The sequence below is a fragment of the Chryseobacterium paludis genome (genome assembly GCF_025403485.1).
Taxonomy (GTDB): domain Bacteria; phylum Bacteroidota; class Bacteroidia; order Flavobacteriales; family Weeksellaceae; genus Chryseobacterium; species Chryseobacterium paludis.
This window is the reverse complement of record NZ_CP099966.1, coordinates 3,271,321-3,294,224: the sequence shown is the minus strand read 5'-3', so window position 1 is coordinate 3,294,224 and position 22,904 is coordinate 3,271,321. Positions and strand designations below refer to the sequence as shown.

23 protein-coding genes are annotated in these 22,904 nt (G+C 34.0%); 16 read left to right on the top strand and 7 right to left on the bottom strand.

The genetic code is table 11. The annotated features are described in order from the left end of the window. Positions 1-28: 28 nt before the first annotated feature. The 3 genes from NG806_RS14845 to NG806_RS14835 all read right to left on the bottom strand — a co-directional run bounded on the left by NG806_RS14845 (position 29) and on the right by NG806_RS14835 (position 2,197). Positions 29-328, bottom strand: a complete 300-nt coding sequence (locus NG806_RS14845; RefSeq protein ID WP_261510369.1) for a thioredoxin family protein — start codon at positions 326-328, stop codon at positions 29-31. Between the two features lie 73 nt (positions 329-401). Next, the gene (locus NG806_RS14840) at positions 402-779 is read right to left on the bottom strand and encodes a rhodanese-like domain-containing protein (RefSeq protein WP_261510368.1); all 378 of its coding nucleotides are present in this window, start codon (positions 777-779) and stop codon (positions 402-404) included. 8 nt (positions 780-787) lie between these two features. After that, a complete protein-coding gene (locus NG806_RS14835; protein WP_261510367.1) occupies positions 788-2,197 on the bottom strand; it encodes an MBL fold metallo-hydrolase in 1,410 nt (469 codons plus the stop codon). 366 nt (positions 2,198-2,563) lie between these two features. Here NG806_RS14835 and NG806_RS14830 point away from each other — a divergent pair, with 366 nt between their 5' ends. The 11 genes from NG806_RS14830 (at position 2,564) to NG806_RS14780 (ending at position 15,882) form a co-directional block, all read left to right on the top strand. Further along, a complete protein-coding gene (locus tag NG806_RS14830; RefSeq protein ID WP_261510366.1) occupies positions 2,564-4,090 on the top strand; it encodes a DUF853 domain-containing protein in 1,527 nt (508 codons plus the stop codon). 28 nt (positions 4,091-4,118) lie between these two features. Beyond that, positions 4,119-4,481, top strand: coding sequence for a hypothetical protein (locus NG806_RS14825; RefSeq protein WP_261510365.1), 363 nt, complete (start codon positions 4,119-4,121; stop codon positions 4,479-4,481). Then, positions 4,482-5,705: a 3'-5' exonuclease gene (locus NG806_RS14820; protein ID WP_261510364.1), complete on the top strand. Its 1,224-nt coding sequence runs from the start codon at positions 4,482-4,484 to the stop codon at positions 5,703-5,705. A 235-nt stretch (positions 5,706-5,940) separates the two neighbouring features. Beyond that, the gene (gene lysA / locus NG806_RS14815) at positions 5,941-7,140 is read left to right on the top strand and encodes a diaminopimelate decarboxylase (RefSeq protein WP_261510363.1); all 1,200 of its coding nucleotides are present in this window, start codon (positions 5,941-5,943) and stop codon (positions 7,138-7,140) included. Between the two features lie 206 nt (positions 7,141-7,346). Then, positions 7,347-9,080: a thiamine pyrophosphate-dependent enzyme gene (locus NG806_RS14810; protein WP_261510362.1), complete on the top strand. Its 1,734-nt coding sequence runs from the start codon at positions 7,347-7,349 to the stop codon at positions 9,078-9,080. 243 nt (positions 9,081-9,323) lie between these two features. Beyond that, entirely contained in the window at positions 9,324-10,760 is a 1,437-nt protein-coding gene (miaB, locus tag NG806_RS14805) for a tRNA (N6-isopentenyl adenosine(37)-C2)-methylthiotransferase MiaB (RefSeq protein WP_261510361.1), read from the top strand. Between the two features lie 67 nt (positions 10,761-10,827). Then, on the top strand, positions 10,828-11,259 hold the full coding sequence (locus NG806_RS14800; RefSeq protein WP_261510360.1) for a hypothetical protein: 432 nt from the start codon (positions 10,828-10,830) through the stop codon (positions 11,257-11,259). A gap of 101 nt (positions 11,260-11,360) precedes the next feature. After that, positions 11,361-12,644: a sigma-54 interaction domain-containing protein gene (locus NG806_RS14795; protein WP_261510359.1), complete on the top strand. Its 1,284-nt coding sequence runs from the start codon at positions 11,361-11,363 to the stop codon at positions 12,642-12,644. A gap of 2 nt (positions 12,645-12,646) precedes the next feature. Then, complete coding sequence (locus tag NG806_RS14790) at positions 12,647-13,345, top strand: hypothetical protein (protein ID WP_261510358.1); 699 nt, start codon at positions 12,647-12,649, stop codon at positions 13,343-13,345. Next, positions 13,335-13,886, top strand: coding sequence for an LptE family protein (locus tag NG806_RS14785; protein ID WP_261510357.1), 552 nt, complete (start codon positions 13,335-13,337; stop codon positions 13,884-13,886). Before NG806_RS14790 ends, NG806_RS14785 begins: the two co-directional genes overlap by 11 nt. A 1-nt stretch (position 13,887) precedes the next feature. Continuing rightward, positions 13,888-15,882 carry a hypothetical protein gene (locus tag NG806_RS14780; RefSeq protein WP_261510356.1) on the top strand — a complete coding sequence of 665 codons (1,995 nt, stop codon included), beginning with the start codon at positions 13,888-13,890 and terminating at the stop codon, positions 15,880-15,882. 117 nt (positions 15,883-15,999) lie between these two features. Here NG806_RS14780 and NG806_RS14775 read toward each other — a convergent pair whose 3' ends face one another. From NG806_RS14775 to NG806_RS14760, 4 genes are all read right to left on the bottom strand, one after another. Beyond that, entirely contained in the window at positions 16,000-16,608 is a 609-nt protein-coding gene (locus tag NG806_RS14775; RefSeq protein ID WP_261510355.1) for a DUF4126 domain-containing protein, read from the bottom strand. 86 nt (positions 16,609-16,694) lie between these two features. Then, positions 16,695-17,066: a ribonuclease P protein component gene (rnpA, locus tag NG806_RS14770; RefSeq protein ID WP_261510354.1), complete on the bottom strand. Its 372-nt coding sequence runs from the start codon at positions 17,064-17,066 to the stop codon at positions 16,695-16,697. Then, on the bottom strand, positions 17,066-17,791 hold the full coding sequence (locus NG806_RS14765; RefSeq protein ID WP_261510353.1) for a tRNA threonylcarbamoyladenosine dehydratase: 726 nt from the start codon (positions 17,789-17,791) through the stop codon (positions 17,066-17,068). Before NG806_RS14765 ends, rnpA begins: the two co-directional genes overlap by 1 nt. Then, positions 17,784-18,410 (bottom strand): TatD family hydrolase, encoded by a 627-nt coding sequence (locus tag NG806_RS14760; RefSeq protein ID WP_261510352.1) that lies wholly within the window; start codon positions 18,408-18,410, stop codon positions 17,784-17,786. Before NG806_RS14760 ends, NG806_RS14765 begins: the two co-directional genes overlap by 8 nt. A 97-nt stretch (positions 18,411-18,507) precedes the next feature. On the opposite strand from NG806_RS14760, the gene NG806_RS14755 reads away from it, so the two are divergent. The 5 genes from NG806_RS14755 (at position 18,508) to porD (ending at position 22,868) form a co-directional block, all read left to right on the top strand. After that, complete coding sequence (locus NG806_RS14755) at positions 18,508-19,137, top strand: TetR/AcrR family transcriptional regulator (protein ID WP_261510351.1); 630 nt, start codon at positions 18,508-18,510, stop codon at positions 19,135-19,137. Between the two features lie 99 nt (positions 19,138-19,236). Further along, the gene (locus NG806_RS14750) at positions 19,237-20,232 is read left to right on the top strand and encodes an outer membrane protein assembly factor BamD (RefSeq protein ID WP_261510350.1); all 996 of its coding nucleotides are present in this window, start codon (positions 19,237-19,239) and stop codon (positions 20,230-20,232) included. Positions 20,233-20,273: 41 nt separating this feature from the next. Beyond that, complete coding sequence (locus NG806_RS14745; RefSeq protein ID WP_029298198.1) at positions 20,274-20,597, top strand: DNA-directed RNA polymerase subunit omega; 324 nt, start codon at positions 20,274-20,276, stop codon at positions 20,595-20,597. Between the two features lie 120 nt (positions 20,598-20,717). Beyond that, positions 20,718-21,923, top strand: coding sequence for a bifunctional phosphopantothenoylcysteine decarboxylase/phosphopantothenate--cysteine ligase CoaBC (coaBC, locus tag NG806_RS14740; protein WP_261510349.1), 1,206 nt, complete (start codon positions 20,718-20,720; stop codon positions 21,921-21,923). A gap of 36 nt (positions 21,924-21,959) precedes the next feature. Further along, complete coding sequence (porD, locus tag NG806_RS14735) at positions 21,960-22,868, top strand: type IX secretion system protein PorD (RefSeq protein ID WP_261510348.1); 909 nt, start codon at positions 21,960-21,962, stop codon at positions 22,866-22,868. Positions 22,869-22,904: the final 36 nt, after the last annotated feature.

Here is a 22,904-nt window from a genome sequence, read left to right as displayed (position 1 = left end):
ATAAAAAAACTGTGAGGTTATCACAGTTTTATTCATATTGTTTTAAAAGTTGGGTCAATGTATTGACATCGTGAACGCCACTTTCTTTCCAAAGAAGCTCTCCTTCTTTAAATATGGCTAAAGTGGGAACACCACGCACTCCGTATTGCGAAGCAATAGCAGGATATTGATCTACATCTACTTTGATGATTCTTGCTCCTTCACCTACATTTTCTTTTACTGTGGTTAAGACCGAAGACTGCACTTTACAAGGCTGACACCATGTAGCGAAAAAATCAATCAATACGGGTCTTTCGGAATTAATGAGTTCTTGAAATTTTTGTGACATAGTTTTGGTTTTTAATTTTAAACTAATAATATGTTTGAAGGCATATAGCTCTTCATGATTCTATTCAAATTTATTATTTTGCGGTTGATTTCTCATCCTGAATAGCTTTTACATTTTTCCAGCTTGTTCCATCATATGCATCCACACCATTTTTCTTTAAAATTTCAATGGCCTGATCAGCCTGTATTCCTTTATTACAAAAGACAACTACTTTTTTACCTTTTAAAGAATCAATATTATTCTGAATTTCAGTTAATGGAATATTGATTGCATTTCTTGCCGTGCCTTCTTTATATTGTTCGGGAACTCTCACATCCACTAAAGTAACATCTGTACCGTTAATAACTTCTTTAATGTTGATAGTAGAGTTGTTTTGTGTAAGAGTAGCTGTTTTACATGAGCTTACGATCAGTGATACAGCCATGGCATATCCCAAAAACTTACTTCTCATTCCCTTCTTTATAATGTTTTAGACTGACAAACGAAATCTGAAGTAGGTAATTTTTCAGTTTTTTTAATTCCATTAAAGCCCCCTTCTATTTCTGTGAAGTTTCTGATTCCGTGTGAGTTGAGAATGCTTGCGGCAATCATGCTTCTGTATCCTCCTGCGCAATGAAGGAAAAAATGTTCGGAATCATCAATTGAGCTTACCCAGTCACTTATGTTATCTAATGGTTTACTAAACGCGTTATCTATATGTTCTGCTGAATATTCAGTCAGTTTTCTAACATCAATTACAGTAGACTCCTCATTAAATTGTTCTACAAATTCAGAAGGTGAAATTCTTTTAATTTCATCGGTTTCTTTATTTGCATTCTGCCATGATTTAAAACCTCCTTCTAAGTATCCTAAGACATTATCAAATCCAACTCTGCTTAATCTGGTGATCACCTCCTCTTCAGTCCCTTCATCGGTAATCAGTAATAACGGATGTTTTACATCTACGATCAGAGTTCCTACCCAAGGAGCAAAATCTCCTTTCAAACCTATGTTTATTGAATTTGGAATAAATCCCTTGTGAAAATCAGCAGCACCTCTGGTGTCTAAAATTAAGGCTCCTGAATCTTCTGCGAAAGTTTCGAAATCTTCTACAGGAATAGGATTGAGGCCTTTATCCATAACGGTATCGATGCTTTCATAGCCCTTTTTGTTTAAGGCAACATTCATCCCGAAATATTTTGGTGGTGCAGTTAAACCATCCAGAACTTCTTTAATGAAAGATTCTTTATCAGGCTGATTTAAAGCATAATTTGTTCTTTTTTGATTTCCAAGAGTATCCACTGTTTCTTTCTGCATATTTTTACCACAGGCAGAACCTGCTCCATGTGCCGGATAAACAATAATAGAGTCATCTAAAGGAATGATTTTACTATGAAGGCTTTCATATAGAATTCCTGCAAGATCTTCCTGGGTAAGATTGGTTGCCTTTTGAGCAAGATCAGGTCTGCCAACATCTCCTAAAAATAAGGTGTCACCAGTAAAAATTGCTTTTTCAGTACCCTCTTCATCTATTAAAAGATAGGTCGTGCTTTCCATGGTATGACCAGGAGTATGTAAAACCTTTATTTTTATTTTTCCAATTTCAAAAATCTGATGGTCTTCAGCTATTAATGCTTCGAATTCAGGATTGGCAGTAGGTCCGTAAATAATAGGAGCACCCGTCTTTTTACTTAAATCTAAATGTCCCGAAACAAAATCTGCATGGAAATGAGTTTCAAAAATATATTTTAAAGTAACATCGTCTTTTTCAAGGCGATCCAAGTATGGTTTTACCTCTCGTAGAGGATCTATAATTGCAGCTTCGTTTTCTGATACAATATAATAGGCTCCCTGAGCCAGACAGCCCGTATATATTTGTTCAACTTTCATTGGCTCTGTTTTAAATTTTAGATAAAGATACAAAGTATTAGATGAATTGTAAACGAAATGTTAAATCTGAATGATAGTTTCTTTCAATTTAAATGGTTTCAGGTGCTGGCGGAGAACGAAAGTTGTTTATTTTCAAACAGAAAGGATTCAGTATAAAAATACCAAATTAGTAGACTGTTTTTTGTCATGTTTAAAAAGCAAAAATAATTACGTAGGAGAATTTGATTGTAAGGATCTTATGTTTATAAAGGACAATTATAATTGTATTGATTAAAAATAGTATGGATAAAGAAGTTCTTAAGAATACAATAATAATGACTCAATATTTTGCAAAAAATTTTATATTTATAAGTTAAAAAAAATCAAATGGCAGATAAAAAACAATTTATTGACGAATTAAGTGCAAGATACACTCCGAAAGGAGATCATATAATATTAGGAAAAGGAATGTTAGATGGGGAAGTGGTTACAGAAGTTAATGTGACAATTCCTCTGAAAACAATAAACCGACATGGGCTTATTGCTGGAGCGACAGGAACAGGAAAGACCAAAACGCTGCAGGTTTTTGCTGAACAGCTATCTCATGCAGGAATCCCATCTTTAGTTTTAGATATTAAGGGTGATTTTTCTGGAATAGCGGAAGCTGGTGAAATGAATTCTATTATAGAAGAAAGATACGCAAAAACTCAACTTCCTTACAATCCGCAGGCATTCCCGGTAGAACTGATGAGTATTTCTGGTGGCCAAGGGGTGAAATTAAGGGCAACAGTAACTGAATTTGGACCGGTATTATTAAGCAAGATTTTAGAATTAAATGATACACAACAGAGTATCATGTCGATTGTATTTAAATATTGTGATGATAAAGGACTTCCTTTAATTGATCTTAATGACCTGAAGAAAGTTTTACAATATGTGACTGATAATGCTCAAGGTAAAGCAGAAATGTCAGCAAATTATGGTTCGATAGCATCGGCATCTTTGGGTACTATTCTACGATCGATAGTTGCTTTGGAACAGCAGGGAGCAGCAAGTTTTTTTGGAGAATTGAGTTTTGATGTTCAGGATCTGCTTGAAACAAGGGATGGAAAAGGAGTAGTAAATATTTTAAGAGTTGCAGATATTCAAAACAAACCACAACTGTTTTCAACCTTCATGCTTTCTCTTTTTGCGGAGATCTATATGACGTTTCCTGAAGAAGGGGATAGTGGTAAGCCAAAATTGGTTTTATTTATTGATGAAGCCCATTTAATTTTCAATGAAGCTTCTAAAGCATTGCTTTCACAAATTGAAACAATGGTAAAATTAATTCGTTCAAAAGGTGTGGGAATTTATTTTATCACACAAATTCCGGGAGATGTTCCTGAAAATGTTCTTTCTCAATTAGGATTGAAAATCCAGCATGCATTAAGAGGTTTTACAGCAAAAGATAAAAAAGAAATTTCAAAAGCTGTTGAAAATTATCCTACAACAGAATTTTATAATGCTTCAAGTTTAATTCAGAATTTGGGAATTGGAGAAGCTTTTGTAACTGCATTGGACGAAAAGGGAATTCCTACACCTTTGGTGCATACGTACTTAATTTCTCCTGAGTCCAGAATGGATGTTTTAAACGATGCTGAGGTTTCGGAGCTTACGGGAAAATCGGCTTTAGTTGCTAAATATCAAGAAGATATAAATAAAGAATCAGCCTATGAGATGCTAACCAACAGAATGGAACAAGCAGCTCAAAATCCATTACCAACCCAAAAAGCAAGACCAGTAAAAGAAGAGCCAGGTATGTTTGAGCAGGTTTTACAGAGTAAAGCAGGAAGAACATTCACCTCTACTTTAATGAGGGAAGGAGCGAAAGCTGTGCTGGGAATGTTTGGACTGGGTGGAAGAAAAAGATAAAGAGAAGTAATTTCAAACTCTAATAACCATGAAAAATTTATCATCATTTTATTTTATTGGACTTGCGGTTCTTAATCTGATTATGGATGTTATTAATAGTCACTTTGTTTTTTTTGATGTAATTTTTATTATTTTAGCAGGATTGCCTTTATTGATCAATAGAAAGTGGGTCTATCAATTGTTTGGAGGAACGGTATCTCTTATAAGTTTATACATTCTTTTTGCTGTTTTTATTTCGACAGTTAAAGACGTTCAAACTGAGCAGTTACAACCACTGTGGACTTATGGCATGGGTTATGTACTAGGTCTCCTAACATTGAGTTTCGGACTCATAATGACTGGTATTATTAACGGCAGTCAGAAAAAAAATATTATTATAACATCAAGTTAAATGTATTCGATTATAGATATAGAAAGTAATGGTGCAGGTTATAGACATGAATGCATTATAGATATTGCCATCTACAGATATGATGGACAAAAAATCGTTGACCAATTCATTTCATTGGTTAACCCTGAAAGTGATATAACACCTTTTGTACAAAAATTGACCAGTATTACACCTAATATGGTCAAAACAGCTCCGAAATTTCATGAAATAGCAAAAAGAGTAATCGAAATTACCCAGAATACTACTTTGGTTGGTCATAATATAGATTTTGACTACAGAATGTTACGTCAATCGTTTAAAGGTCTTGGTTATGATTTTAAAATCAATACTTTAGATACCATTCCACTGGCTAAAAAACTAATTCCAAACGAGGTAAGTTATTCGTTGGGTAAACTGGTGAAATCTTTGGGAATTCCCTTAACAAATCACCATAGGGCAGATGGAGATGCACGTGCAACTTTAGAATTGTTTAGACTTCTGGTTTCAAAAGATACCGAGAATGAGATTATTCAAAAGCAGCATGATGAAAGCAACGCTAAAACTTATATAAATAAAATCAAACTGTTAACACAGGATCTACCTAACGAAAAAGGATTTGTCTATTTTCAGAATGGGGATGGAAGAATTATTTTGTCTGAGTATGTTCAGGATATCAATAAGTTTTCGAAGAAAGTTTTTAATTCAAAATCAAAAAAGTGGGAATCTGTACAAAGAGACGTTGAACAGATTAATTTTGAATTAACAGGAAATGATATTATTGCAAGGCTGATCTTAAACTCAAAAAAAATAAAGAAAAGAGAAGCATTGCCTTTTGGTCTCTATGTAAGAAATAACAAATACATTGTTGAAAAGAATACTTTGAACAAAGAAGATAGACCAATATTAAAATTTAGATCCTTTACGCAAGGAGCTAAAGCAATTCAGTTTATTGGTACTCAAAGGGAATATGATGATGTGAGTTTTTTCAAGAATAAGATTGATTTCAGAAAACGCAACGAACTTTGGTTAGGTTCTGGAAGAAAATTAGGAGAAAAATTATTCCTTATCATTGAAAACGGGAAAGTTATTTCTTATGGTTTTTATGAGCTATTTACGCAGATCCAGACGCTAAGCAGACTTTCCAAACTTAAAATAGATTTGCCTTTATCTGCGGTTGATTTAAATAATGACTTACAATTAGCACTTCTTCGCGGTGATTTTGAGACATTACCATTGCCGAAATGATAAAAAAGAAGAGGATGCTTTTCAAATCAATTTTCTTAAAATAAAAAATAAGTAGTATTTTTACAAAAAATAAAAAGAAGCAATGCAATACTTTAAACAAATAAAAACTGGAAAAAAGGGAACTGTAAAGTTTTCTAAGGTTTGGAATATTTAAAAGAGTTGTCTTGCATAAAAATAATTAATGTGGCAGACTCTTGAGCAAAGAATCTGCCTTTTTTTATGTTAAAATTAAATTATGAATTCAAAAGAATTATTAAAGATTGCCAATGAATATGGCACGCCGGTGTATGTTTATGATGCTGAATCTATCAAAACGCAATACGAGAAACTTACATCTTCTTTTTTAAAACACACAAAGTTCTTTTATGCTGCCAAGGCGTTAACTAATATCAATATTTTAAAGTATGTCAAGAACTTGGGTGCTTCTTTGGATTGTGTATCTATTAATGAAGTAAAGCTTGGCTTAAAAGCAGGATTTACAAAAGAAAAAATCTTATTTACTCCCAATTGTGTTGATCTTGCTGAAATTGAAGAGGCAATGCTGCATGGGGTTCATATCAATATTGATAATATCTCTATTCTTGAGCAGTTTGGCAACAAATACGGAAACACTTACCCAATTCTTGTAAGAATCAACCCTCATATTTTTGCAGGAGGGAATTATAAAATATCGACAGGACATATCGATAGTAAATTCGGTATTTCCATTCATCAGGTGCGTCACATCGAAAGGGTAATGAAAAGCACCAATCTTAATGTAGAAGGCCTTCACATGCACACAGGAAGTGAGATCAAGGATCCAGATGTTTTCTTACAGGCGCTAGATATTATGTTAGAGCTTTCTGAGCATTTTCCTAACTTAAAGTATCTTGATATGGGAAGTGGTTTCAAGATTCCGTATCAGGAGAGTGAAATGGAAACTGATGTAAAAACATTAGGTAAAAAAGTTGAGAAAGTGATTTCTGAATTTTCTAAAAATACAGGTAAGAAGTTTGAATTATGGTTTGAGCCTGGAAAATTTCTGGTTGGAAAAAGCGGATACCTTTTAGTGAAAGCTAATGTCATCAAGCAAACAACAGCTACGGTTTTTGTTGGAGTGAATTCTGGATTCAATCATTTAATACGTCCTATGTTTTATGATTCTTACCATACGATCGAAAACTTATCAAACCAAAAAGGACCGGAAAGAATTTATACTGTGGTAGGAAATATCTGTGAGACTGATACTTTTGCCTGGGACAGAAAATTAAATGAAGTAAAAGAAGGAGATATTCTTGCCTTCCACACTGCAGGGGCATACGGATTTGAAATGAGTTCTAATTTCAATTCCAGATTGAAGCCTGCTGAGGTGTTATTCTTAGATGGAAAGGCTCATCTCATTCGTAAGAGAGATGAGTTCGAGGATTTATTGAGAAATCAGATTGAAGTGATCTAATCGAAATATTAAGTACTCTGCAAGAAATTGCGGAGTATTTTTTTGATGTTAATTAAAGAAAATTAACAAGCCATTTGAATGGGAATCCTAAAATAAATAATTAAATTTGATAGGATATGAATTTTCAAATATTGAAAAAAGGCTTAGTCAGTCGATATCCATTTCTATATTTCCAGATATAAAAAACGATCACAAAAATATTAATTATGGCAAAGAATATAGCAGAGCAAATTGTTGAAATGCTTGAAAGCGCAAATGTAAAAAGGATTTATGCAGTAACAGGTGACAGCCTTAATCATTTAAATGCTGCAGTAAAAAAAAGCAGTATCAAATGGATCCATGTTCGACATGAGGAAGTCGGAGCTTATGCGGCGGCGGCGGAAGCAGAGCTGGATGGCTTTGCGGTATGTGCCGGAAGCAGTGGTCCTGGCCATGTTCATCTTATCAATGGAGTATATGAAGCACATCGGTCCCATGTTCCTATGTTGGTTATTGCCTCTACAATTCCAAGTGATGAGATGGGGACAGATTACTTCCAGGAAACAAACACGATAAAATTATTTGATGATTGCAGCTATTACAATCAAATGATTACAAGACCTGAACAGGTTCAGAGAACTGTTCAAACGGCAATTCAGCATGCAATATCTAAAAAAGGGGTAGCTGTTATTGGTCTTCCTGGCGATGTCTCAGAAATGAATGCAGAAGAAGGAACAACATCCACTCAAATATTCAAAACAAATCCAATCGTTCGTCCTTCAGATGAAGAATTAACTCATTTAGCAAAGATCATCAATGAAAGTGAGAAGGTAACCATCTATTGTGGGATTGGAGCCGAAAATGCCAATCCTGAAGTGGTAGGATTATCAAAATTTTTAAAGGCACCTGTAGGATATTCATTTAGAGGTAAGATGGCTATTCAGCCTAATAATCCCAATGAAGTGGGTCTGACAGGTTTATTAGGTTTTCCTTCAGCTTATCATGCAATGCACGATGCCGATCTTGTTATTCTTTTAGGGACTGATTTTCCTTACCAGAAATTTATGCCGGTAAAAAATAAAATTGTTCAGATTGATGAAAGTCCTGAGAGATTAGGGAGAAGAGCCAAGCTGGAACTTGGATTAACGGGAGATGTAAGAGAAACAATTAAAGCATTATTACCTTTATTAAAGGAAAAGACAGATGCTCATTTCTTAAATCAGCAAATTGAGTTTTATGGAAAAGTAAAAGAAAATCAGCTTGCTTATGTAAAGGATTTTGGAAAAGAGGATGCTATTCAACCGGAATACGTGGCACATACTTTAGATCGTATCGCCAAGAAAGATGCTATTTTTACGGTAGATACAGGAATGTGTTGTGTTTGGGGAGCTAGATTTATAACAGGAACCGGGGAGCGCAAAATGTTAGGCTCCTTTAATCATGGCTCGATGGCGAATGCAATGCCGATGGCTATTGGTGCTTCACTGGCTTATCCCGATCGACAGGTGATCGCGATGTGTGGAGATGGAGGATTATCGATGCTATTGGGTGATATGGCAACTATTTTTCAATATAAACTTCCTGTGAAACTAATCGTTTTCAATAACCGGACTTTAGGTATGGTAAAATTGGAAATGGAAGTTGGTGGAATGCCGGATAATGAAACGGATATGATTAATCCGGATTTTGCGATGGTGGCCCAGGCAATGGGGTATCCGGGAAAAAATGTTCATAAGCCTGAAGAAGTAGAAGCGGCTATTGAAGAATGCTTGAATTACAATGGTCCCTATCTTCTCAATATTTTTACAAATCCAAATGCTCTGGCGTTACCTCCAAAAATAGATTTTGATCAGGTAATAGGAATGACTAAATCTATGGCACAGCTTATGTTAGGTGGAAAAATGGAAGAGGTTTTGGAAACGGTGAAGAGTAATTACAAACATATTAAGGGATTGTTGTAAAAGAAGTGCGGGTTGAAATTTAAAATTACTTGGGAACTTCATGTAAAATGTGAAGTTTCTTTGTTTATAGGATTTAATGTAATGCTACACTTATTTTAAGTTTTGGAGTCCTTAAATAATTCGGCCATTCTGTCACAATATTTTGTATCTTTGCAAATTAATTATTTAAAGTTTAGCGTTTAAAATTCAAAGTTGTGAATAGAACGCTTGAAACTTTGTAATTTAAAACTTAAATTGATTATCGTGCAGGAAAAATATATAGACGAAACAAAACAGGGAGAAGCTTTTGCTATTGCTGAAAGAGACGGGAATTCTAAAAAATTGTTTTTGGAAAGCTACGGCTGTCAGATGAATTTCTCTGATTCTGAAATTGTTGCTTCTATTCTAAATGATCAAGGTTATAATACAACATTGAAAGTAGAAGAGGCTGATTTAATCCTTTTAAATACTTGCTCCATTCGTGAGAAAGCTGAACAAACTGTAAGAATGCGTCTTGCTCAGTTCAAAAATCTTAAAAAAGAAAGACCTCATATGACTGTTGGGGTTTTAGGATGTATGGCGGAGAGATTAAAGACCAAATTTCTGGAAGAGGAACAACTAGTGGATCTGGTTGTTGGTCCGGATGCTTATAGAGACTTACCCAACTTACTAAAGGAAACAGAGGATGGTAGAGATGCTATTAATGTTATACTTTCCAAAGAAGAAACGTATGCGGATATCAACCCGGTTCGGTTAGGTGGAAATGGTGTTACTGCCTTTGTTACCATAACAAGAGGTTGCGATAATATGTGTACTTTCTGTGTCGTTCCTTTTACAAGAGGACGAGAAAGAAGTCGTGATCCACATTCAATTCTTGAAGAATGTAAAAACCTTTGGAATAGTGGATATAAAGAAATTACTCTTTTAGGGCAAAACGTTGACTCTTATCTTTGGTATGGTGGAGGACCTAAGAAAGATTTTGCTAAAGCTTCTGAAATGCAGAAAGCTACAGCAGTTGATTTCGCTCAGTTACTTGATCAGGTCGCTAAAGCTGTTCCTCAAATGAGAATAAGATTCTCAACATCCAATCCTCAGGATATGAGCCTGAATGTATTCAGAGTTATGGCGAAGCATGATAATATTTGTAAATATGTTCACCTTCCGGTTCAAAGTGGAAGCAATAATATGTTGGCAGCAATGAACAGACAACATACCCGTGAAGAATATTTAGAGCTGATTAAAAAAGCTAAAGAAATAGTTCCCGACATCTCTTTTTCTCAGGATATGATCATTGGTTTCTGCAACGAGACAGAAGAAGATCATCAGGATACTTTAAGTCTGATGAAAGAAGTAGAATATGATTACGGTTATATGTTTGCTTATTCAGAAAGGCCGGGAACACCAGCGCATAAAAAACTGGAGGATAATATTCCTGCAGATGTTAAACAAAGACGTTTAGCAGAAGTAATCGCTTTACAGGGAGACCTTTCCAGACAGCGTATGAAGACTTACGTTGGAAGAGTTCATCAGATTTTAATTGAAGGAATTTCTAAAAAGAATAAAAATCAGTGGAAAGGAAGGAATTCTCAAAATGCTGTTTGTGTGTTTGATATGCTGGAAGGACAAAAAATGGGTGACATTGTGGATGTTTTTGTTTTTGACAATACACAAGGCACACTTTTAGGGGAAACGGTAAAGTAGAACGTTCTTTCAAGAAAAAGAATCATTATAATAAAATAAATTATCATCAATAAACTTAAATTAGACAATGGAGAAATTTCATAAATATTGCCTGAGTGTTTTATTGGTTATAATTTGCAGCAATATTTCAGCACAGAATACTAATGATCTTGCAGGAAATGATGATTACAAAACGCTTTGTGAATTATACAGCAAGTTTCTAAGCTCTGGTGACAGCAAAGAAGTTCCTGAATTTTCTTTAAATAAAAAGATTACTCATTTTAATACAATAAATCAAAAGCAAAACGCTGGCGATATTATTGAATCTATATCTGTTAAACAACAGAGTTTCGGATTTTATTATAAGCTTGGAACTAATGGTTTAAAAAGCGGAAAATATGATAAGATCTTAGATAATTATAAGAACAAAGAAAAAGAATGTGATTTTATTGAAACAATATCTTTTAAAAATAAAGTTTCAAAAATCCGAAATAAAGATTATTTGGATTTGATAAGTTAGAATTAAGAATTTAAAACAATTATTTAAACAAATTAATGAGGTCTACTATAAAATATTTTAACAATAGGGTAGACTAAACTTAAATCAATAATCTTTAATTTATGAGCGTCGAGTTACAAAATATAAAAAACCGTTTCGGGATCATTGGGAATTTTCCCGCATTGAATCGTGCTTTAGAAAAATCTATTCAGGTAGCACCCACCGATATTTCAGTATTGGTTATTGGAGAAAGTGGGGTAGGAAAAGAATTTATTCCAAAAATTATCCATTCAGAGTCCAGAAGAAAACATCAACCTTACATCGTTGTGAACTGTGGAGCAATTCCGGAAGGGACGATTGATTCCGAATTATTCGGACATGAAAAAGGAGCCTTTACAGGAGCAACTGCAACAAGAAAAGGGTATTTTGAAGTTGCGGATGGTGGAACGATCTTTCTGGATGAGGTTGGTGAACTTCCTTTACAGACGCAGGTTCGTTTATTGAGAGTCCTGGAGAGCGGGGAATTTATGAAAGTAGGTTCTTCACAGGTGCAGAAAACGAATGTGAGAATTGTTGCCGCAACAAACGTCAATATGATGAAGGCTATTCAGGATGGAAGATTTAGAGAGGATTTATTCTATCGTTTAAACACCGTACAGATTGATATGCCGCCTTTGAGAGAGCGAAAAGGAGATATTCATTTGTTATTTAGAAAATTTGCTATAGATTTTGCTGAAAAATATAGAATGCCAGAGCTCGTATTAGAGCCAAGTGCGGTTCATTATGTTGAAAATTATAGTTTCCCAGGAAATGTTCGTCAGTTGAGGAATTTGGTAGAGCAGATGACTGTTGTTGAAAGGGAAAGAAGTGTTAGTGTTGAAAAACTGGCAGAGTATATCCCAATGGAAACTCATTTGCCAATGGTAGTTAATGCACCAAATTCACAAAAGCAAAATGATTTCGGGAATGAAAGAGAGATTATGTATAAGATTCTCTTCGATATGAGAAATGATATCAATGATTTAAAATCCTTAACTTCAGAACTCATAAAAAATAGAGGGGCAGGTGATTTAAGTTCTCAGGAAAAAACATTGATTAACAGGCTTTACACTCCGGAATCTCAACAAAATGTAAATTCCAATTCTTTGTTGTATTTTGAAGACAGTCATCCTGTTGTTCAGACACCAACCATCATTTCAAATTCGGATGACAGCTATGAAGACATTGAAGATATAGAAATTGAAGAAAATAAACCAGAATCACTTTCTCTTCAAAATAATGAAAAAGATTTGATTATCAAAGCTTTAGAAAAGCATAAGGGACGTAGGAATAAAGCAGCCGATGAATTGGGAATTTCACAAAGAACATTATACAGAAAAATAAAACAATATAACTTAGAAGACTAATTATGATGAATATTAAGGCCAAGCCTATTGAATTTAAATTAAGTGAATATCTAAATAAAGGCTTTGAGCTTCTAAAGAAAGATTTCGGAAATTTTATGGTCGCTTACATTTTGTGTATAGTGATGTCAATTATACCTTTTTGTGGATTATTGGCAATGGGGAATTTTTACAAGTACTGCAGAAAAGTAAATAAGGCGGAACCAGCTAGTGTAGGGGACATTTTTAATTTTGATGATTTTTTACCTTATTTTATTGTACAGTTGATTATTTTGGCTGGAGTATTCGTGTTATATATTCCACTATTTGCTTTGATTCCATTAACAGCCATGACAGGAGGTGAAGATCCTTCTCCGGTTTTTGCAATCTTTATGGTACCTTATATATTCATCATTGTGATCGCTGTTTTTATTGTAGCTTTACTAGGATTTTATATTCCAGCATTAATATCTCTTAAAAAGATTTATGATATAAAGACAGCTTGGAGTATGTCCAGAATAATGACAAAAAATAATTTGCTGTCCATTTTTTTATTTGCTATTGTTGTGGGATTTCTTTCTCAGATTGGAATCCTGGCATGCGGTATTGGTATTTTGATCACAATGCCTTATTTTTATACAACCCACTACTTTGCGTTTGAAGATGCCATTCAGCAAATAGAATATGACGAAATAAAAGAAATAGGATCTAAAAATGAATTTTAAAATTAAAAATATTAATATAATGCAGTCGAGAGTTTTTTGGCTTTTGTTGATAGGTCTAAGTGTTTTAAACTCGTGTTACAGTTTTACGGGATCATCTTTAAAAGATGAAAAAACAATTCAGATCAATGAATTTCCAAACAATGCAGCTCTGGTAAATCCTACTTTGTCTCAACAGTTTTCAACAGATATTCAGAACCGTTTCTTGCAAAGAACAACATTAAAAGGGACAAAAGAAAACGCTGATATATTGGTGGAAGGAGAAATTACAGATTATTCTATTACTCCGACAACAATCAGTTCCAATACGCAAACGACATCTACAGGTGGAACGGTGCAGGAATCACAAAATAAACTAACCATCACCGTTAAGGTGCATTATGAGAATAAATTACACCCTGATTTAAGTTTTGACAGAACCTATTCAGATGAGGCTGTATTTAACAGCAGCTTGTCTCAGAGTGACATAGAAGCTTCACAGGTGAAAATTGTAAACGAAAGAATCATTAATAAGATATTTAACGATATTGTAGCGAACTGGTAAGATGAATAATAGAGTTTTAGAATTATTAAAGAACCCAAAAAATATTCAATCAGAAGATCTTAATCTCCTGAAAGAGGAGATTAATTCTTTTCCCTATATTCAAAATATCAGAGCTTTACATTTGTATGGTATCCATCTTTATGATCAGGAAAATTATCAAAAAGAGCTTTCTATCACTGCAGCTTATACTACAGATAAAAAGATTCTTTATCAACTGATTAATGGCAAAATTAAGGAAAAGACTAAACCTGAAGTCTTGGAAAATAATAATGTAAAGGGTATTGAAAAAGGATCCAGATATTTTCCAAAAAGCAAAAACTTCCCTATTAAAAGAGAGGAACTTCCTGAAAAAGCTCAGATTAAGGAAGAAGTTGTCCGTCAGTTTCCAGCGCCGCTTCCTGAAATCAAGCATATTTATGTAAATGGAGAACGAAACAGAATTTTGTTTGAAGGAGAAGAAAACTTTCTTGAAGAGAGTAATCATGAAACCATTGATATAGAGTCTACTTTAGAATCAGGGACACTGGTTACTCAAAAACAAAAAGAAGTATTTTCAGAAGAGCCTATTCAAGCAACAGAAACTATTGAACAGGAAATAGCTTTGAAAGAGATAGAGGGGACTGATAATAACCAAGATCAGCATGATACTCCTGTCAATGGAACAGAAACTTCTAAAGATGAAACTGAAATAGCAAATACTATTTTGAAACCGACTTTGGATAATGATGCCCTTCCTGTAGAAGAAAAGGTAAATGAAACAGAATTAAAGGAGATTGAAATCTCTAAGAAAACAGAATTTACTCCTGAAGAGATTATTAATGAAGATGAGATTACTTCTGAATCTGAGAAAGAAAAAGTTTCAAATGATTCTGAATTAAGCTTCCATGGTACAGATTCATTTATGCCTGAAGTTAAGATTGAGTCCAAAAACAGTGACGAGATTACTGTTTCTGAAATTTCCCAGCCAAGTGTCAATAAGCACGAAGATGAAATGAGGAGATTGATTGAAGAGGTTGAGAGAAGAATGAAGGCGAATAAAGTAGTAGCAGAAGATAAAAAAGAGAGTGAGCCTGAAACGCAAAGTCACGATATCAACTTTGCAGAAACACAAGGGTTTCATGCTGTGGAAACAAAGGTAGAAGATGTAAAGCCAGTAGCTGTTGATGATACTGCGAGGCCTGTTGAGGTTTCAGAAGCAAAGAATGAAGAAATTAATACCGAAGAGATTGTTTCTGAAGAAAAAACAGAATTAAAATCCAGCTGGAAACCAATGAGTTTTGAATCTCATGTTCCAGATTCATTAATTAGTAAGCCTGCTCAGATTTCTCAGCCAAAAGAAGAAACTACAAAGGCCCAAATTTTAAAAGAGAAAGACATATTACCTGAGGAAGAAGTAACTTATGAGTTCACTGAAGGTAGTAAAGAAGATATTAAACCAGAGGAAAGCATTCAAGAAGAGACAGAAGTTCACAATACAGATGCAGATGTCGTAATAGAAAAGAAAGAAGAAGCTCCTGTGATGAATGTTTCTTTCTTTAGTTCTGATATTTCAAGCTGGAGTATGTCAGATAAAAAAGAGGAGCAACAAGATCATCTTGAAGAAGATACGATACCGAAAGGAGAGAGTGTAGATGATCCTGCTGATAGTAACGTTCCAGGATTTATCAATACTTGGCAAAGTTGGTTAAAAATAGACCGTACTGAAAAAGAACCTGAAAAGATTAAGGCTGAAGTTAAAAGTAAGGTCATTGAATCTTTCATTGAAAATAACCCGAAAATAAGCCAGCTGAAAGATGAGAGCAGTTTCGTAGTAAAAGAAAAGAATGATGATATCTCACATTTAATGACCGAAACACTGGCGAAATTATATTTTGAACAAAAATTATACACTAAAGCAATAAAAGCTTTTGAGATATTAGCGGATAAGCACCCTGAAAAAAAATCTTATTTTGAAGAGAAAATTCAGGAAGTAAAAGATATCAGAGGGAAGAATTAAGTTTGAAAACCTCTATACATCACCACTTATTTCTTTTTGCTTTTGAAATCAATAAAACATTGAGTTCTTATAAGAAGAACATTGGAAAAGGTTGAGTCTAGACTCAGCCTTTTATTTTTATATTTTATCAATTACTTCTTTATTGCCACGCAATTTTCGAATGGCTTTACGTCCCATTACTATGACGAGGACAACCAGTATAATGGCTAAAATAGCTGCGATAACGGGAAGTGCCATTGCTAAAACAGACATGATTCCGGCACCTGCGGTTTCTGTAGTTCCTACAATAGAATTGCCCAACCCACCTGTAGTTGCTGTTGAAGCGGCCCTGATTCCAGCAAATCCGGAGCTTATTGTTGCAGCGGTTCCACCACCGGCAATTATTGCTAATGCCCATTGTGGAAATGTTCCAAAATCTGCAAATTGACTGGCAAATAAAATAGATCCGGCAACAGTAGCCATCGGAACGGAAATGGTATCCAGTAAATGATCAACAAATGGAATGTAATAGGCTAAGATCTCCGCAATAGTGGCGATACCTGTAGTGATAAGTGCCGGGAGTCCCGCAAGCCATTCAAACTGTCCGCTCATTGGAATCCAATGCAAATAAGAAGCTAAGCTTACAGCGAACATAGGGAGAAATACCCTAAAGCCTGTAGCAGCAGAAAGTCCGATACCAATAAATGCACTCAGTATATAAGGGAAATAGGGAATGTTATCTAACATATTAATTTTCAGATTAATTGTGTTCCCTAAAGTTACAAAAACTATTTTAAGCTTTTATTTAAATTCTTAATCTCATAAGTTTAAGATTATTTTTTCTGAGCCTGGCAAAGTTTTATAAATTGAGCCTCTACATCCTGAAATTTTTCAGGCATTTCAGGCGATATCCAAAAAAGCATAGCAATTGTTTTTTCTCCAAAAGACTCTTTAAATAAATCCTTATGTAAACGGTAGCATTCTCTTAAGAGTCTTTTAACACGGTTTCTGTTTACCGCTTTCTTGAAATACCTCTTAGATACTGAAACTCCAAACTTAGAGCTTTCTATAGGTAAATTTGGTTTGTCTTTTAGTAGGATAATTCTTAAATTTTCACTGGTTCTCCATTTGCCCTTTTCGAAAAGCAGTGTAATTTCATTTGTTTTTTTAAGCTTTTCCTCTTTTGGATATTTGAAGTTTCCCATTAATTCTTTTTTACTAAATAATTAATAACTTCAGCTGCTGCATACAAACCAAAGATAGCTGGAATGTAGCTTATTGTACCATAAAAGGATCTTTTATAATTTGCCCCATCTGTCATTTTCAGGCTTTCTTCATTCTGCAGTTCATTAGAAAAGACACATCTGATTCCTTTATCTATCTTTTCCTTTTTTAGTCTTTTTCTTACTTCCTTTGCTAAATAACAGTTTTGAGTTTTACTGATATCTCTTACCAAGACTTTGCTAGGATCCATTTTACCACCTGCACCCATTGAGCTTACCATCTTTATTCTTCTTCTTCTGGCAGCGATCATTAAACACACTTTAGGGGTTACGCTGTCAATACAATCCAGGACAAAATCAAATTTTGCGGAATCTAGTACTTCATCCATCCTGTCGGGATTTAGAAACTCATTGATTTTTACCAGATTGAGGTTAGGATTGATATCTAAAAGTCTTTCAGCAACCACTTCTACTTTATGTTTTCCAACTGTAGAATGTAAAGCGGGAAGCTGCCGGTTGATATTCGTAATATCTACTGTATCACCGTCTACGATGGTCATACTTCCAACACCAGCCCTGGCTAGGAATTCTGCTGCAAAAGAACCAACACCGCCCAAACCAACAATAAGAACAGTTGCCTTATTTAGTTTTTCCAATCCATTTTCCTTAATAAGAAGCTCTGTTCTCTCCAACCAGTATTTATCCATTTTTTATCGTCTCTAAATTTTCTTTAATCTGTTCATTAATTTTTTCCAAAGTAATACCCTTTATTTCTGAAACTTTCTGATATAATTCTTGGATATTAAAATCGTCATTATCAGTTTCTAAAAAGATCTTATTTAAAGGAACTTTTTTCAAAGTATTTTGCAAAGATAAATTATACAAAACAGCTTTTCCAAAACTCAAATAGAAATTATTTTTCAAAAGATCTTCAGCAATACTTTGTTTTTTATTAAAACCATGAATAATCATGGGTTGTTCTGCTATTTTTCCAATTGATATGATCTCGTAAAATTTTCTTACACAATGAATAACAAGAGGCTTCTTCAATTCATTTGACAGTTTAATTTGTCTTAAAAAAATATCTTCCTGAATTTTCATTTCTACAGAAATTAATCCATCAAGACCACATTCTCCAATGGTAAAGCAATTTTCATCAATTACTGACTCTAGCCAGTTAAACTGTTTTTCAATAGTATTGGGATTTATGTCCTGGGGATGGATGCCCACAGAATAGAAACTGTCTGGTACGGAGCTTTCAATATCTACATTGTAAATACCATAAGTCACATTTTTTTTATGATGATGAAAATCAAAAAAATTCATGTTCAAAAATACTACAATTTAGAATTAATTTGAGATTCTTAAACAAACGTTTATAAATATGTTAAAAATTTCTTAACTTTACTGAAAGCGACACTTTATGAAAAAAAAATTTACAGAAAAACAAATCCATATTCTGGATATTGCAGAGGAGCTGATTGCGAAAAAAGGGTATGAAGGGACATCAGTAAGGGATATATGCTCCAAGGCAAATATTAATGTAGCAATGATTTCTTATTACTTTGGTTCCAAAGAAAAAATGATGTCTTACCTTTATCAGTACAGGGTTTTGAAAACCAGAGAAAATTTTTCAGAATTTGCAGATACGATTAAAGAAGGAAAGCCAGAGATGCAAATGAAAGAGATTATAAAGTATATTGTATCTCAGTTATTTAAATATAATTATTTTCATGGATTTGTTACTCAGGAGTTACGACATACAGATAATCTGAAAGTGGAGCTGTTGGATTTTTACCAGCTATTTGTAAAAAAATTAGATGAGGTGATCAAGAAAGGGGTAGCATCAGGAGTCTTTACATTTACTCCTAAACCTGAAGATATACTTACAACAATCATTGGATCTACCTTGTTCGTAATTCGAAATAAAAATTTTTATGAATTGTATGTTCCAAGTAAAAATGAAGAAGCTTATGCTAAAGAAGCCGAAAAAAAAGTAAGAATGAATCTCTTACTCAGTGTTTTTGCAATATTGGGATACGCAGCTGACTAAAATTACGTTAAATAATCATAAAAAAAAATCTATTGATAAAAAAGTTATATTTTTGCAAATTAATAGATCGGTATAATCCGGTAACGGTTGAATTTTTATATGAAAAAATATATTTTAGGTCTTTTTGCCATAGCTGTAATTTCATCATGTGCAAGCCAGCAAGAAAAAGCATTGAAAAGTGCTGATAAAGCTTTCATCTTAAAAGCAGCTAATGAAAATTTTGCTAAAAAGAAATGGAAAAATGCTTTAGCTCTTTACGACAGATTAGCTAATCTTGTTGCAGGAACAGATGATTTCCCTAATGTTGGGTTTAATACAGCCTATGCAAACTATTATGATAAAAATTATAAGCTAGCAGGGCATCAGTTTAAAAACTTTTCTGTGAGCTTTCCAAAAGATCCAAGAGCAGAAGAAGCAGCGTATATGTCTGCCCTATGTTACTATGAAGGATCTATGGACTATAACTTAGATCAAACCAGTACTGAATTAGCAGTAAATGAATTACAGGATTTCTTAAATAACTACCCTAATTCTGAAAGATCGAAAAATATCAACCAGCTTATTGATGAGCTGACTTATAAATTGGAGTTTAAGTCTTACGAGAATGCAAGACAATACTACAAAATGGGGGATTATAAATCCGCAACTGTTGCTTTGGAAAATGTATTAGAAGATTTTCCAAGTACAAAACTTCGTCCGAAGATCTATGATTATATGATGAAGTCCCGTTATTTGCTTGCTCAAAATTCAATCTATGGTCTTAAAGAAGAACGTATAGAAAGTGCTTTGGCTTTCACAAGACAAGTTGAGAAAGAACTTCCAAATACGGAATATTCCAAAACAGCATTAGATCTTAGAGAAAAACTTGAAAAGGAAAAACAAAATTTTGCAGTTGTTAAAAAGCAGACAGAAGCCAGAATGGCAACGTTAACGGCAAGACAAAAGAAGGAAGTAGACAAGCTGGAAGCAAGAAATAAAACGGAGCAGCAGATCAAAGATCAGGTTGCTACAGAGAAGAAAGCAATGCAAATGCAAAGAGATAGTGCTGCGTTACAGACACCTCCTCCTGCTGCCACTTTCAAAATCCAAAGATAATTCGTAAATTTGCCATCTTATAAATAAATAAATTTCTCAAAATGAGCGTAAAAGATACAAAAGCAGAAGTAAATACTATTACTTACGATAAAGATAAGATTGAAGATAAAGTAGGTTCAATCTATGAAGCTATTGTTATCATGGGAAAAAGAGCTGAGCAGATTAATGCAGAAATTCGTACTGAATTGCATAACAAATTAGATGAATTTGCTGTTCACAACTCTACATTGGAAGAAGTTTTCGAAAACAGAGAACAGATCGAGATCTCTAAACATTATGAAAAACTTCCAAAGCCAACTTCTATTGCTATTGAAGAATGGTTAAATGGAGATGTTTACTTCAGAAAGACTGAAGAGAGAAAATAAAAATCATTTGTATTTTATACATGAAGGTCATAAGGGAATAATTTCTTTATGACCTTTGTCGTTTGTAAACCTGTTGTCGTAAAAATTAAGTAATTTAGTATTTTAAAAAATTAAAACTAAATGAGTGTTTCCGGAAAAAAGATTCTTATTGCCGTTTCTGGAGGAATTGCTGCTTACAAAATTCATTTTTTGATAAGAGAGTTTATAAAAAAAGATGCAGAAGTTCAGGTTATTATGACCTCTGATGCGGAGCATTTTGTGACCAAGCTAAGTCTTTCAACATTGTCAAAGAAACCTGTTTATACCGATTTTTATAATGAAAATGGGAGCTGGAACAGTCATGTAGAATTGGGTTTATGGGCAGATGTGATTATTATTGCTCCGTGTACTGCTAATACTTTAGCTAAGATGACACACGGAATGTGTGATAATTTAGTATTAGCAACCTATATGTCGGCGAAATGTCCTGTTTTCATAGCACCTGCAATGGATCTGGATATGTATGATCATCCTACCACAAAACAGAACTTAGAATTGGCAGAGGATTTCGGACATTTTATTATTCCTGCAGAAAGTGGTGAACTGGCGAGTGGTCTAGTAGGTCAGGGAAGGATGGCCGAACCTGAAACAATATTTAAAGCTGTTGAGCATTTTTTTAGCGAAAGTAAAAGCGAAACAGTTTTAAAAGGGAAAACTATCTTAATCACTGCCGGACCAACGTACGAGGCCATTGATCCTGTTCGGTTTATAGGAAATCATTCCTCTGGGAAAATGGGATTTTCATTGGCAGAAGAAGCTGCAAAAAGAGGAGCTAAAGTTATTCTCATTTCCGGTCCAAGTTCTCAAACTATTGAAAATAAAAATATTGATTTACATAAAGTAACCTCGGCAAAAGAGATGTTAGATAAAGTATTTCAATACTATGAAAACGTTGATATTGCTATTGCAAGTGCTGCAGTCGCTGATTATGCTCCAAAAGAAGTGGCCAAAGAGAAAATTAAAAAGAACGATGATAATCTTACGATAGAATTGGTTAAAAATCCGGATATTCTCAAAACAATGGGAGAGAGGAAGGTGCATCAGTTTTTAGTTGGATTTGCTTTGGAAACTCAGAATGAAGAGGAAAATGCAAAGGGGAAATTGGAAAAGAAAAACCTGGATATGATTATCTTGAATTCTCTTCGCGATGAAGGAGCTGGATTTAAAAATGACACCAACAAAATAAGGATATTCACCAAAACCGAAAAGAAAGAATTTGAGCTTAAATCTAAAGATGATGTAGCAAAGGATATTTTGAATTTCGTTGAGTATCAACTTTTAAAATAATTTTAATAAATTTCCGTTCTCAATTTTTAATAGATAATGAAAAAACTTATAAGTTTATTTTTACTGCTTTTCATATATAATACCAGCTTTTCGCAAGAGTTGTTGTGTACAGTTCAGGTAAATGCCCAGCAGTTGGGAGGAAGTAACCAACAGGTTTTTAAAACCTTGGAAAAAAGCCTTAAGGACTTTATAAATAACACGAGCTGGACTGGTAAAAAACTTCAGAACTTTGAAAAAATAAAATCTAACTTCGCTATTGTAATTTCTAAAAGCGAAGGGAATAATAAATATTCCGGGAATATTGTAATTCAGGCAGTTCGCCCTGTTTATAGTTCAAATTATGAATCTCCATTAATTAACCTACAGGATACCAAATTCGCTTTTGAGTATGTAGAAAACGAAAATCTTATATTTAATGAGCGACAGTTTTCTGGTAAAAACTTAATTGATGTCATCAGCTTCTATGTGTATCTTGTTTTAGGATACGATGCGGATAGTTTTCAATCGATGGGTGGAACTCCATGGTTTGCAAAGGCACAACAGATCGGGCAAAATGCACAAAATCGAGGATATGAGGGCTGGGCACAAATTGGAAGTGAAGGGCCAAGAACAAGAGGGGTTTTAATCAACCAGTTAACAAGTCCTAATTTAAGTCAGTTACGTTCGATATTTTATACTTACCACAGAGCAGGATTAGATAATCTGTTCAATCAGGATCAGACTCAGCCAAAGAAAGTTATTTATGATGCTTTACTACAAATGAAAACGTATGAAAACAGCTTTCAGCAGAATTATGCATTGAATTTGTTTATTGAAACAAAGAACGATGAAATTTTTAATATTTTCAATTCCAACAATAACGGCGGTATCGTCTTAAATGATCTGAAGCAAATGATGATGGTTTTCGCGCCGAAGTTTAATGATAAATGGGATAAGTGGAAATAGAAAATAGATTTTAAGGAGATAAATATCTTGAATTCT